General features: G+C 52.8%; 7 protein-coding genes and 1 CRISPR repeat array. Of the genes, 1 reads left to right on the top strand and 6 read right to left on the bottom strand.

Features of this window, described 5'->3' with window-relative positions; translation table 11 throughout:
* Nucleotides 1-252: 252 nt before the first annotated feature.
* Nucleotides 253-4,047, top strand: coding sequence for a S6 family peptidase (locus tag ACG0Z5_RS10185; RefSeq protein WP_394446964.1), 3,795 nt, complete (start codon nucleotides 253-255; stop codon nucleotides 4,045-4,047).
* Nucleotides 4,048-4,158: 111 nt separating this feature from the next.
* Here ACG0Z5_RS10185 and cas6f read toward each other — a convergent pair whose 3' ends face one another.
* From cas6f to cas1f, 6 genes are all read right to left on the bottom strand, one after another.
* Nucleotides 4,159-4,716, bottom strand: a complete 558-nt coding sequence (gene cas6f, locus ACG0Z5_RS10180; RefSeq protein ID WP_394446961.1) for a type I-F CRISPR-associated endoribonuclease Cas6/Csy4 — start codon at nucleotides 4,714-4,716, stop codon at nucleotides 4,159-4,161.
* Between the two features lie 9 nt (nucleotides 4,717-4,725).
* A complete protein-coding gene (csy3, locus tag ACG0Z5_RS10175) occupies nucleotides 4,726-5,712 on the bottom strand; it encodes a type I-F CRISPR-associated protein Csy3 (RefSeq protein WP_394446959.1) in 987 nt (328 codons plus the stop codon).
* Nucleotides 5,713-5,722: 10 nt separating this feature from the next.
* A complete protein-coding gene (csy2, locus tag ACG0Z5_RS10170; protein WP_394446958.1) occupies nucleotides 5,723-6,661 on the bottom strand; it encodes a type I-F CRISPR-associated protein Csy2 in 939 nt (312 codons plus the stop codon).
* The gene (gene csy1, locus ACG0Z5_RS10165; protein ID WP_394446956.1) at nucleotides 6,658-7,971 is read right to left on the bottom strand and encodes a type I-F CRISPR-associated protein Csy1; all 1,314 of its coding nucleotides are present in this window, start codon (nucleotides 7,969-7,971) and stop codon (nucleotides 6,658-6,660) included. Before csy1 ends, csy2 begins: the two co-directional genes overlap by 4 nt.
* A 352-nt stretch (nucleotides 7,972-8,323) precedes the next feature.
* On the bottom strand, nucleotides 8,324-11,578 hold the full coding sequence (gene cas3f, locus ACG0Z5_RS10160; protein ID WP_394446954.1) for a type I-F CRISPR-associated helicase Cas3f: 3,255 nt from the start codon (nucleotides 11,576-11,578) through the stop codon (nucleotides 8,324-8,326).
* Nucleotides 11,575-12,549, bottom strand: a complete 975-nt coding sequence (cas1f, locus tag ACG0Z5_RS10155; protein WP_394446951.1) for a type I-F CRISPR-associated endonuclease Cas1f — start codon at nucleotides 12,547-12,549, stop codon at nucleotides 11,575-11,577. The genes cas3f and cas1f overlap by 4 nt, the downstream gene beginning before the upstream one ends.
* Nucleotides 12,550-12,880: 331 nt before the next feature.
* A CRISPR array of direct repeats spans nucleotides 12,881-14,290; the repeat unit is 28 nt; unit sequence TTTCTAAGCTGCCTGTACGGCAGTGAAC.
* Nucleotides 14,291-14,390 lie beyond the last annotated feature (100 nt).

Below are 14,390 nucleotides of genomic sequence, written 5' to 3'. Positions count from 1 at the left end.
TCGAAAATTAAGCATCGCTAACAATACATTTAAGATATATGTATTCGCCCACTAGAAGACTGTTTTATTTACGATTAGTTCCTCTGCAAACTAAATATTTCACATCACCCCATCTTTAGTCCGGCCAATGTCCATTGCCGCACACCTCCCTCCCCTGCTAGCATTATTGACTATTTAACCAAATTTAATTATTCAACGTTCAAGGAAGAATAAATGAAATGGAAGCCAAGGCTACTGAGTAGCCTAATTGCATTGGCGCTGTTTGATGCCGACGCCGGGATCATGCGCGAAGACGTGTCCGTGCAGGACTATCGCGACTTTGCGGAGAACCTCGGCAAGTACGAGGTCGGTGAAGAAAACATCGAAGTTTTTAAGATGGATGGCACATCGGCAGGCATTCTTAATTTCCCAATGCCGGATTTTGGTGCAATTAATAGCCAGGGCTTTGCTACATTAATTTCCCCCTCTTATGTTGCCAGCGTCGCGCATAATACCGGTTATACCTCTGTTGATTTCGGAAATCACGCAAAATACAGAACCACTTATAAATTAATTAGCCGCAACGTTCATCCTGCTTATGAACAATGGGGCAAAGACTTTCATGTCCCGCGCCTGAATAAAGTGGTTACTGATGCTGCACCGATGCCTATGGTAAATCCGGATGATGTGCGAAATAACCGTGAACGCTATGTGTATTTCGCTCGGGCTGGGTCCGGAACACAATATCAGGTCGACCCGATCACCCAAAAGCCGGTCTATATTACCGGAGCCTATAACTGGAAAAGTGGTGGGACATTTGTAAACCCAACATTTGAAAGCTGGCGACTTCGTTGGACGAACTACGGCCCACCTGATCCACGCGCTCAACCTTTCAGTTCCGCTATCCAATCCGGAGACAGTGGAAGCCCGGTCTATGTCTACGATAATGTTGAAAAAGAATGGAAGATTTATGGCGTCTCCCCTTGGGGTGCGACCAACCTTCCCTACGGCAACACCAGCTATACGCTGGATATGCAACTCAATTTCCTCAAGGGCGTTATCGCTGAAAATACCGATCCGGATGTGACGGATGTGGCTGCTGAGGGCGCTATTCACTGGACTACAGCCAATATTACGCAGGGCGAAAATAGCTGGCTGTGGCATGGGGTCGATACTGTACTGCCTTCACAGGCCACCAATGAAGCGCTCAATGCATCGAAAGATCTGCGCTTTGCCGGTGATGGTGGCCTGATCGTACTCGACAACGCAGTCAACCACGGTGCCGCGAAACTTCAGTTCTCCAGTGATTATCGGGTGGTGTCAGCTGAAGATACAAACAGCACCTGGGTGGGCGGCGGCATTGAAGTCGATGCCGGTAAAACCGTTGACTGGGAAGTGAATGGGCTGGCTGGCGATACCCTGCATAAAATTGGTGAAGGCACGCTGTACGTCAATGCCGTGGGTAATAATGGCGGTGCGCTGAATGTTGGCGACGGTATGGTGGTGTTAGCCCAGCAGGCCAATGACGCGGGTGAACAACACGCCTTCTCCAAAGTCACCATCGTAAGTGGTCGCCCAACCGTGCAAATCGGCGGTGAAAACCAGATTGAGAGCAGCGACATTTATTTCGGTTATCGCGGCGGCAACCTGGATTTGAATGGCTATGACATGGCTTTCGACACCATTAATCACAGTGATTCTGGTGCGGCGATTATTAACAGCAATACAGACCAGGTCAGCACGCTGACCTTAAATAATACCGACAATCAGTTATTCATCGGTCATCTCGGCAGTCAGGAAACGGCCAACAATTTAAACGTCGATTATGTCCCTGATTCTGCATCGGGCATCTGGGAATTGGCCGGTGGGGCCGATCTGAATCAACTTTCCGTGCAAAACGGCATTCTTAGACTGTCCGGACGCCCGACTCCCCATGCCGGGGGCACCGTTTTCAGCGATGACTGGATTGATGAGACCTACAACATCAACCAGCTTGACGTCGCTAGCCATGCCACCCTGCGGGTGAATGAGCATGCCAGACTGGATGCCAGCATTAAGCTTAATGAACAGGCAAACATGCTGTTGAACAGCAAGTCACATTTGAGCGGTCAGGTTGAACTTGCCACCGGCAGTGTGATTTCTGTGGATCAGACTGACAGTAAAACCAGCAGCACTGACGGCACGAATGATGTCGTCATTGATGCCGTGATGTCCGGCAACGGGACGCTGAAAAAAATGGCGCCAGGGGCGTTGTATATCAACAGTGACAACACCTTCACCGGCTCAACACACATTTACAGCGGCGCACTGATCCTCAACGGTTCTCTTGCCTCAGCCGTCACTATGGAACAAAACACCGTGTTAGCGGGTGAAAGCACAGTCAAGAATCTCATCCTGAAAGATGATGTGCAGTTGCTTCCTTACTGGCCAACTGAAACCGAGAACGATCTCTTTGCGCCAGCAACACAAACCGTTAACGGCTCGCTGTCCGCAGGCCACAATAACCTGCTCAGCTTACGGACGCATTTCGAGCCGGACTCAGCACAAACAGACAGGTTGCTGATCGACGGTGACGTTGTTTCCAGTAGCCCAATCCGTGTTCAGGTTACGCCGTCAGGAGCAGGATACTTCACGGATGTGGATAATGACGGAGCGGCAGACAATCAGGAAGGTATCTCACTGATTCAGGTAGCGGGTAACGCTGCAAAAGATAGCTTTAAACTGGTCGGCGAGTATGTTGCGCGTGGCGCGTATGCCTACAGCCTTTATGCTTTTGCACCGGGTCGCAGCGCTGAAGAACAGCGTGAAGTGACAGGGGATGGCGATCGGTTCTGGGACTATCGTTTGCAAAATAATATGCTGACCGAAGGAGATAACACCGTACCGATTGACAATACGCCAGTGCCTGACCCGACACCAGATGATGGCAATGACACACCGGTGCCTGCCCCGACACCAGATGACGGCGATGACACGCCGGTCCCAGACCCGACGCCAGATGACGGGGATGATACGCCGGTTCCCGATCCAGCCCCGGATGATGGCGATAACACGCCAGTGCCACCCGCACCAACGCCTGATGACAATGACGATGACAATGGGAAAAATGCACGTCCGGCGGTAACGCCGCAGGTGCCTTCCTATCTGTCCTTACCTTCGGCCTTGCTGAGTTACAACAGTCGGGTGAGTGAAACGTTCCGCAACCTGGCGTTAGCGCACGATGACAATAAGCTGAGTATCTTCTTCCAGTATCTCAACGGGGAAGACAACTATCATTCCACCCTGGGCTTTATGAATTATGGTTACGACTATAAGCAGAAAGAGGAAGGCTGGTTATTTGGCGGGAAGGTGATGCATCTGGAGGATGATACACACTCTCTGGCATTGAACCTGGGTGTTTCTAGCGCCAATCTGGATGTCACCCCCGATGCTGCAGATGGCAATAGCAAAACGGAATATACCGCCTGGGGCTTATCCTCCCTGTTGTCATATCAAAACAAGAGCGGGTTAATCGTTGATCTCGCGTCAGACGTTGCCATCTATGACGGCAATGTTTCTACCGACCTGCGTGGCAGTGAAGTTGCAGATATCAATGCCACCTCTTTCAGCGGCTCTGTTGATATTGGATATCGATTCAATCTGGGAGATCATCAACTGACGCCAACCGCGGGTGTAGGCATCCAGTATCTACAAGTGGATGATTTCACTGACACTGATAACACTAAGGTGCACTACGATGATATCACTCGTCCGACAGTGCGACTGGGAATGCGTTATCGCTATGATTGGGATACGGCAAACGCAGGGAAATGGGCTATAACGGCGAATACTCTGTTTATCAAAGATCTTAGTGATGACATGACGCTGGAGATTGGAGACAAATACAGCAACGTCAGCAACAGTTTCCGCAGCGGTGCAGCCGGAAGTTCTGCGATGATCGATTTGGGGATTATCAGCAATCCGGTCCCAAATGTGTCATTGAATACGGGGCTTCAGTATCAGCACCGACTTGAAGATGAAGGCGTGGATTACTGGCAGGCCGTTGCAGGGGTAAAAATTAGCTTCTAAGCGTATTATTCTGGACTGATGCCTGTGCCGGGCGCTTTAGAACATGGTCAGCTCTCTGAAGGGTCCATGCATATGCATGGACCGATTTTTTTATCACTCACGTATCGTCATTTAAAACCAGGGGATCGTCGCCACAGGGCTCAGCCCGTATGTACTGAACGTCCCGGCAACTGGCTGATCGACCACCTCACCATGTTGAATAAACAAACGGAAAGAATTCTTGTTCGACAAACTTTTCATATTTAAAAACGGCAGCGACAGCATCTGTTGATCCACTGCATCAGATAGTCGTCTGTCAGCCTCTAGCTGAGTCAGCCATCCTTTTCGTACCGAGCGGCGCAGCAGACGCTCCTGGCTCCCTTTAGGCTGTACGCGGCTTACAGTTCGCCACAGTGCATTTTGTGGAACCGGGGCAATCGTCTGGCACGCCACGTAATCATTCAGCCCTTTTCGCCAACCTTTTGCCTCCAGTTCCTGTAAAGCAGCCGCGGTGCCGTGCAGGCGCAGACACTCCCCGAGCTTAAGATTTACATGGGGAAAACTGATGCCAATATCGCCCTTGCCTCGCTCACCGAGGGCACGGTGTAGCTTCGCCACCAACGCAGCCATCAACATCTCGTCGCTGAATTCAGGATCGGATAACACCCGGATCTCCAGGTAACTCTCCATGTCGCCTCCTTATTCGCCTTTCTCACCGAAGACACCACCCCGGATCAGTACCGCCATCACGTAGTGCTGTTGCTCAACGTCAGGCTTCTTGCCTTTGATGACCCAGTTATCCAACAGGGTATAGAAATCCATATTCTCTTTCGGCTGGCGACAGGCGATGCCGCGACTGGTTACCGAGCCATAAGGTTCGACCGCAATCGCCCCCAACTCATCAACTTTAGGATGCCAGGTATCGATGGTGCGTACGGCGTTGCCAATCTTTTGCGAGTGCATACCCGCCACATTAGCCACCTGATACAGAAGCCGGCTTTTGGTGCTGTTGCTGTCCAGCACCAGTTCCTGAGACGGGAAGACCTCCTGCCCGGCCCCCAAGCGCACCTGCGCCTCGACGGTCAGCATCACCCAAGACTGACCATTCAGCCCCTGAGCAACGATTTCCCCCAGCTCAGCAAGTGCCTTGTCCTGCTGCGTAAATTCACGCAGCGAGTAGTCATGCCCGTTAAACGTCCAGTGCTTGTCGCCTGCGCTTATCGTCACCTGGATCTGTTCCGCACCAATGCGGTTACGCCACAAAAAGCGACCATTTGCCAGATTGCTGGCATAACGGTGCGCCAGCTCACCGAACCCGTATTCGCTAATGTAGCCGTTGATCACCTGCTGTAGTGCATCCTGATAGGCCATATCGTTGCACACCGACGGTGTTGCCAGTGAGCCAAGCACACGCAGGGTGAACACAACTTTGAGCGTATCAGCATCCGCTGGAAGTGCTGCCGTGTCCACACGTTGCAGGTTGGGCTTCTGAATATCGGCATCGAGCTTTGCCGCGTTTTTCAGCCGGTTGGAGATCGTACCACGCACGGCTTTTTCCTGAATTCGGATCGGCTGCCACTGTTCTCCTTGCCAGGTACCGGAGTACATCATTGCATCGGAGGTCGCCATTTTGCGCTCGAAAGCCAGTACAGATGCGGTTTTCACCGTAGTCGGAGCCTTTGCCATAGTCGTGTCCTTATTTTGAATCATCATCGTCATTGACTGGGTAATCTTCAGAAACCGGCTGCGCTGCACAGAAGTAGCCGGTTTCACTGGTTTGATAGCGCCAGAACAGCGCCTGAACGTCGGAAATACGGTGTAATCCTCGCCATTCGCCGACGCCATAAACGGCTTCAACAAACGCGAACGGCACCGAGCTATCACGGGTATTCGCCACTTCTCCCGGGGCATAAAGCCGTGAGACGCGTTGAAAACCGCACATCAGCGGCACCAGATAACCCGGCATCGGTTTTGGCTGATAATGCCAGGGCACCAGCCCATCTTTCGTTTCGGCTTCACCGGCCTGAAATTTTTGCGTGGAGAAATCGAGCCAGGCATCAAGCAGCGTGCTGTCGGGCGATACCTCCCGGAGCTGGCCATGATGTTCCTTAAGCCATTCGCTACGATCGCAGAGCGCAAACCCTGGCATCAGCCGCCAGAGGATTTTCCGCCACTGCGGCGCATCCGTCGGCGTATAAAAAATCTGCGGCTCGCGCATGCTGACGATACTGCCCCCCGCCAGCTTTTGACCCGGACAAAGCTGGTTCAAATGCTCGACGAGCGCCGCCATACCGTATTTACCGTTCGGGATAGTCCCTTCACACTGCACCAGTAGCGAGACCGTCAGGTGCATACGCCCCTCTTCATTAAAAGAGGCCGTTCTGCCTTCTTTGGTAAGCGGATTGCGGGTTAACGCAAACAGATATTCCCGCCCGGAGGTATGAGCATGCACCTGATGTTCATGGGCGATAACCGCACAGCCGGAAAGCCGCACCGCGTGCGTCTGGCTGACCTTGCGTGACAGCGCGTGAACATAACCGAGGAAGTGGGTTATCGCCGGGAATCCCCAGGTCAGGCCTGCGACGGCATTAGCGTTTTCGATGCGGATATGCGGTAACAACAGCAGATAACTCATTGCAGCACCTCCTGGATCACCGCTTCCATTTCCCGCATACGCTGGCGAAACCGGGGGCGCGTTTTCCAGTGTTGGAACTCGGCCTTCGCCACATCCGGAATTTTTTGGCGCAGATTACTGTTCAGCCAGCGGGCAAAATCATCCGCCACCTTTTCCTGCCACTCGTTTCTCTCACGATTTTGGCGGAAAACGTCATCGGATTGACATCGCCACGGATCAAGCCACAGCTGCTGGTGATCGTTCAATTGACGGGCGTCTTGCGTCCAGCCCTGCCATTTTTCCTGCTGGAGGGTAGAGGCATGCATGAACAGCGTGTCGATGAGCGCATCTACATAGCCATCCACGGCCTTGCGAATAGGCATATTTGAGTAACTCTCACTCCGGCTCATTAATTGTGAGAGCCGGGTCAGCACTGTTCGCGCCTCAATCTGGAATTGCCCGCGAGAAGCAAAAATCGAACGCATAGAGACGGGAGGATTGTCCGTCTTTTTCCAGACCGGCGGCTGAGCGCTAAGCAGCCAGACTCTTCCCCCCCGGGCGCTGTTCAGCGCGGAGATATTCTGCGGTTTAGTGCCACCAAAATTCATCACCGCCAAATCACGAAACATCACCAGCGGCTGGGGATACCACTGTCTGCTTTTATGCGCCTCGCGGATAGATTTGGCTTCATCACTAAAACGCGCTGCCACCATTTTTTCATGCACGCCCTGCGCAAAGGAGGTGGCAAAAAGCGGACACAGCAGATGGTAACCATCCTCTACCGGGAACCAGACCTGCTTTGCAAGCTTGTGTGAAGCAGGGTCTGCCGGGATCAATGCCCGGTTGAATCCTTCCACCCATAGCGCCAGCTGCGCATCGTCTTGCGCGAGTGCACGTAAAGCCCGATGGTCACCCCGCTTCAGACAAGCCAGTAAAGAGTCGCCTTCTACTTGTGTTTGTAAAAGCTTTGCCACGTCCAATGCCGCGGCATTGCCCACGGCATCTGCCGTCAGCGTTGGGAGAGAAGCACTGCTGAGATAGCGGTCATCGCCCTGCGTGTCGAGATAAATACTGCTGCATTTCGCATCGCCATGGGTAAACTTTGCCGCATGGGTAACAAGGCTGATTTGCCCGGCCCGTCGGGCGGCATCTGTCAGCCAGGTCCGGGGGGCATATTGCGTTTCGATAGCCTGACGTTCTGCGGCAAAGGTGATGGCATCATCACTCTGCGCGGACCGTTTGGCGGCTTCTTTCTCAAACTTTTCGAGCTTTGCCTGCTTTCGGGAGGCAATGTAATCGGTGATAAAATGGACCAGCGCCCTTCCTTCCATACAAACTCCTTTGGGCTCTTACTTAATCGTTAAGCTAAAATTTGCGGTGATATTAGTGGGTTCATGCTGAATAATCTCAGCCCAAAAAGGCCTCAGCACCACAACACATACTGTTACGATCAGAATGCAGTTGTTAAAGTTATTGAACATTTTCCACCTAGAGATGATTTCTTCTGTTTTTAGGTTAAAACACATACTGAAGTGCCGTTATATACCCAGCTCTTATTGTCTGTCAACGAGTTGTGCACTACCATTCCACTCGGTACTGTCGAAAGACAGCTTAGAAATAGAGATGATTGCTTCTGTATTTCACCTTAACTGCTGTACAAGCAGCTCGCGCCCTCTTTTTCTTTCAGAGGGCGCGAAACACCCCTAACCACGGGTGATAAAGCCAGTCTTCTGTTTCATTCTCTCCTTCGTGACTCGGCAACCGAATCTCGCCAAAAACCGGTCCAACCTTTTCAATGTCCATCTCAAGCCTATCTGCCTGCTCAAGGAGAACCGCCTTCGGATCGACACAGCCCCACACACTCACTCCGGGTGCGACATACAAATCTTGATTGCGGAATTGCTCAGTCTCTTTAACGCTGCCGTCGGTAGCATGAAAGGCAAAACGGGGTTCCTCATCGTCGTCAGGCATGTGGAGGAAAAATATCGCCTCCGGCTGCGAATGACGAAACGGCGTCAAATGCTGCATATGCGCGTTCCAGTGCATCGACTTACGCCAGAAATCGGCGGCAACCGGCTTGTTATCCTCCGTGCCCATCAACTCAAGTTTCAGACGCTGATGTTCAAGCGCCGCTAGCTGATTCTTCGGGCTGGCTAAAGGCGAAATACGTGATATCGAGGTGATGTTTTCGTAGTCCTGCGGTGTGAGCAGTTCAGCCAAAGAGTGGCTGGATAAACGGTGTTCTTGCGTTTCAAAACCCGGTTTGCAGAATGCCGGGGACCGCTGCTGCAATCCCTTGACGTTGTGGCTGAGGATAGCCAGATTCTCGCGCTCGGGCGCGATCCGCCGATGGCGCTGAATACGTCCGGCAAACTGGATGATCGAGCGCATTGAGCTGGGTTCGATAATCCCCCAACTGGCGTCCCAGTCTCTGCCCACTTCCAGCACTGAGGTTCCCAGAACAACAAAAAGATGCTGCTTTTCAGGGTTACATTCCAGCGCGGTTTTGATTTCCGGCACCTGCCACAGCGCTTCCCGCTGATGGCGGTTGAAGGCGTTATCGAGACATTTTTCAATTGCCGAACGGACGACCAGCGGATGTCTGCTGTGATAAACGCAGTAGTGAATATGCACATCCTCCGGCGACGGAAGCGCCATCAGCGCGCGGGCTACCGCAACCATCGGATTGGTATTGGCGAAACGTACCAGCCCCAATGAAACGCTTTTGCCGCTGCGGGGCGTTTCTTTATGCGCCTCGTGCAGCGCCAGCATTTCTTTATGCAGCGTACCCGCCACTGCGGCCACTACATCTGCTACCGAGGACGAAGGCGAACGCAGCGCAACGATGCGACCAAAATGCAGCCGTTCCTTTTTCCGCAGATTCTCCGCCCGCTTTTGCGCGTAAGCGTCATGCATCAGGCGGAATGCATCATCGTCATCTGCCTGTTCTGCCTGCGCGTGATATTCATCGAACCAGGCGCAGCATACCGGGGCCGGGCGTTCGGATACCCCGCAGGCGCTGTGCCATATTCGTCTCCCCGTCAGATAGGCCGCAAACAGCGCCTGCACCAGTTCCGGTGACAGCGTGGCGGAAGAGAGCAATACCCGCGTCCCGAGCATTCCCGCCCAGTTCATCAGCCGACAGACGGCATGCAGATCGCTGATGTCAAAATCGTCTGGTTCATCCAGTACCAGATCGCTGGTCAACAGGCGCAGCATGGCGGGTAACTGTTGGCCGCCACGCACGCCTTCGGTGGCGGGGATCAGGTGGTCAAGGGTCGACACCAGCACCGGTGCGCTGACCAGGGTGCCCAGCTTGTGGTCGCCCTCCAGCCATTTCTGCAACACACCTGCCTGAGCACTGCCGTCGTAATGCACATATAACTGCTCGTCCGCAAAGCCCTCCGCTGAGGCGCTGCCTTGATCATTTCTCTCTTCTGATGCGTCCTCTTTCTGGGTCTGCTGCCAGAGCGTTCTTACTGCAGAAGAACCGGTCAAAATCGCCAGGTCATCCTGCGCAAGGTGCAAGCGTTCGCGAAGCGCATCGCCGGTTTGGAGCGTCAGCGTCCGCAGGCCCAGCGCAACGGTAAAACGGCAGCCCTCCTGCTCGTCTGCCAGCGCATACATGATCCGCGCATTGGCGAACGTTTTTCCGCAGCCAGTTGACGCCATATTGACGCCGAAAAATCCCCCTTCCCGACTCCGTTCCCGTAGCGCCACGGCGGTATCCCAGGCCTTGTTTTGCCAAAGGTAACGGGCATTGGTTGCCCGCTCGCGAAAACCGTTGTGCCTGCCTATCGACGGTAGTGACGCCCGGGTATGCATCAGTTGTCGACCCAACAACAAAGCATGATGTGCCACACCGTTCAGATGCTCATCCACCCGCTGTTTGAGCGCCCCGGTATTACGATCGCTGTTAGCCCAGACGTGATACTGCGGATCCTGCCATTTGGTTTGGGGTTCGCCGGAAGAGTAAAAGTGATCCGCCAGCATCAGGCAAAAGCGAGCCATATGCAGCGTGAAGGGATTATCCATTGTTCCATACAGGCTCAGATTCCCGGCATTGATGGCGCGACGGGCTATCTGCCTTGCTTTCTCCCGCCAGGTGGCGCTCAGCAACGGCGTTCCGGCGGGGAAGCGCCAGACATCGCTCAAGGCGCGTGCCGTCCAGTCTTTATCCTCGTGATTCAGCGCATTCCAGTCGGCGTTAAGCTGCTGCCGAAGCCAGTCACCGCAATCCGAAACGCGCATATGCTTACTGTCAGAATGCAGATTTCGCGGTAAGCGGTGGTGAGAGACAATCAGCCACGCCACCGCCGCCGCCAGCGGTGGCAGCGTCGTGAACGGGCTGTCGCTACATTTCGGATTATCCCTTTTCAACCGGGCCAGCAACGCCCGATCATCTTTAGAGGACAGCATGCCAATTTTAGCCAGCCACGCCGCATCGGTTTGCTCCCCGACAAAGGCCTGAAACAATCGCACCGAGATCCATTCGTGGCGATAAGGCTGGTAACGTTTTGGGGTTTCACCCTGAAGGGTTTTCTGGAAACTCGCCCCGGCCTTGCCGAAATCGTGAAACAGCCCCGCCAGCGCCGCCAGAAGCGCGATGCTCTCGGCGCTTTGCCAGCGCAGATTGTCATTTACATCGACTGGGCGTGACGTCCGGTTGGTTGGCACACGGCCCTGAGTGTTGAAGCGGCGCTGATTCCCCACTATCCACAACAGTTCAGACTGACCGCTTTTCTTGATCCAGTGGCAGGCCACAGCGGTGTTTCGCCGTGCAGTTTTACGCAACAATTTGCGCAGGGTGGTTAGCCCTTCAAGCGTAATCGCCGTTTGCCAACAGCTGTCGCCCATTCGTTCTGCGAACTGGTCGATAATACGGCAGCTCTGCTCCCTGGCTTTTTTCGTACACTGCGACACCAGCAGGATATTCATTCCCTGCTCCCGGCAATTTCAGCAGCCGTTTGCTGGAGAGTGGTAATCATAAAATCGAGCGCGTCGGCACGCTGGAAGTTGGCGATACAGGCCTGGCGAAATGTCTGCGCATCATCCCCCTGCATCGCGGACTTAAACGCCTGGGGCATGACCAGCGCATCTTTAATAAGATCGGCAATATCGAAAACCAGCCCGCCGCGACGCGTTTTCCCATGCATCACCGCCAGCCCGTGCGGAATACCGGTGACCCATGCGGCAACGGCGGCAAGTCCGTAAGCCAGATAATTTCCCTGGTCGAGAAAACGGTTTGCCAGATCGATCCCGCCTCCGCGCTTTGCCCGGCTGAAATCACCGTAGCCGACCGTCTGGCTGACGAGCTTATAAAGCGCTTTCGTCAGCAGCGCTTCCTTTAACATAAGAGTGGTATGATCGCCTGCGTTTGCCATATTTTCATTGGCCTGCTGCAACAGAGTCCGTAATTTATCTTCTGCGGGCTGAAAGGATAATTCACGTTTCATATGACTGCTCAACCACTGCTTTTCAATCTGCGCCAGCCGTAATTGCTGAAACCGCTTTGCGGCCAGCAGTCGCTTTTGATTATCAAACCAGAACGACACCCAGTGCTGGAGATATTCCGTGGGCCGATATTCGCTCTGCGGCGACAGCCAGGAGACCGGGACTTCCATTTCATTGGCGGCAAACAACGGTGTTCCGTCAGTTCCGCAGAAACCGACCATCACCCCCGCTCTGGCAAATTCCCGCATTGCCGCCTGCGTCACGGAGGTTCCCATCCCGAGCATCACCGCCGTGGTATTGGCGATGGGAATATTCCAGTAACTCGAGGTACTTCCTTCCTTGGTCACATATTCGACCCGCCCACCATTCACCTGCAGTCGGCATTTTTCGAGATAGTAAATGTTGGCGCGTTTTGAATGCAGGATCGTTTTTAAATCTGATGGGGTAATATCCATTTTACAATTCCATGTTCGTAAACGGACAAATTAAGTTAGAAGACACTTTAGCGCTGCTAGTGAAAAAATGAAGATGATGTAAGTCAAGATATTTCCAATTCGTACTTTATCCAAAATATAATAAATAACACAAATACATTTACATCTCACCGCCGTTGAAACTAATAAATTAAGCAAGAGTTAATTAATCATACAGCAGTAGGAAATATTTTGATTCATAAATGACGTTATGAGCAGCTAAGCGGCAATACATTATCGGCACACGAACGCGCAGTGTGCTGGAGCCTGAGCATTTGAACGTAAGCCCGTGTAAACGCAGCGCCGCCGGGTGTTTTCAGGCTGCCTGTGCGGCAGTGAACGACGAACGCGGTCAATTAACACTTTCTTACGTTTTCTAAGCTGCCTGTACGGCAGTGAACCTTACCGAAGCCGATCCCGATAACTGGCAAGCTTTCTAAGCTGCCTGTACGGCAGTGAACAACGTCGGCTGCAGGCCAACATCGAGCGGAATTTTCTAAGCTGCCTGTACGGCAGTGAACTAAGGCAAGTTCCTTCTATCGCTTCAGCATTATTTCTAAGCTGCCTGTACGGCAGTGAACAGTGAAGTCACAATGGAATGTGGATTTGCTGGTTTTCTAAGCTGCCTGTACGGTAGTGAACCACTTTTAACGCCAACGGTGCAACGGTAGCGATTTCTAAGCTGCCTGTACGGCAGTGAACCATTGGCACTTCGCAACGCGTTACTTGGCCAGGTTTCTAAGCTGCCTGTACGGCAGTGAACCAGGCGGGGTTGTAACCCCGCTCTTTCTGAGATTTCTAAGCTGCCTGTACGGCAGTGAACACATATCCTTAAAGTTCGGTTCTTCTTCCTCTTTTCTAAGCTGCCTGTACGGCAGTGAACGTTGATGTTACCTACATCAATGGCACGACGTGTTTCTAAGCTGCCTGTACGGCAGTGAACAATACGGAATGGTTTCTTACGGTCGGCAAACATTTCTAAGCTGCCTGTACGGCAGTGAACACGATCCGTTCTCATTCCTCGCGAAACTGCGGTTTCTAAGCTGCCTGTACGGCAGTGAACGATTTGTCTGCTCGCCTGCGCTAGGCGATGGATTTCTAAGCTGCCTGTACGGCAGTGAACTACGAGGGTTGGGCGCCAGCGCTGGAGATGCATTTCTAAGCTGCCTGTACGGCAGTGAACAGTCGCCCGAAGGCCTCCCTCTCAGACTACGGTTTCTAAGCTGCCTGTTCGGCAGTGAACGGTCCATGGCCACACCTGCAGCATCCATAAATTTTCTAAGCTGCCTGTTCGGCAGTGAACAATAGCGAGGTCGGCAAGTGCTTTGGCGGTGATTTCTAAGCTGCCTGTTCGGCAGTGAACCGCCTGATTAATTTCAGCACACCGGATTTACTTTTCTAAGCTGCCTGTTCGGCAGTGAACAGGGGGCGCGTGCTGAGCACCTCGCACTATATTTTCTAAGCTGCCTGTTCGGCAGTGAACAGTAACGTCAAAATAAACGGTATCACCCGCAATTTCTAAGCTGCCTGTTCGGCAGTGAACCGATAACGTAGAAGTGACCTGGACACTCGAACTTTCTAAGCTGCCTGTTCGGCAGTGAACTCGCTCCACGACGTCTCAAGCGTGTTCTGCTCTTTCTAAGCTGCCTGTTCGGCAGTGAACGAGAATCCCCTTTCTTGTCTCCTGGACTGTCATTTCTAAGCTGCCTGTTCGGCAGTGAACTGGAAGGTTTCCAACATACCCCGTTATTTTTCATCAAGAAAGGCAATTTACTCGTCAATAACCCTTTTTATGTCTCAAGTCTAAAAATGTTTAAAATCAA

Origin of the sequence: Scandinavium sp. M-37, assembly GCF_043558715.1 — a bacterium.
Lineage (GTDB): Bacteria > Pseudomonadota > Gammaproteobacteria > Enterobacterales > Enterobacteriaceae > Scandinavium > Scandinavium vulneris_A.
This window is presented reverse-complemented; position numbering and strand designations above follow the sequence as displayed.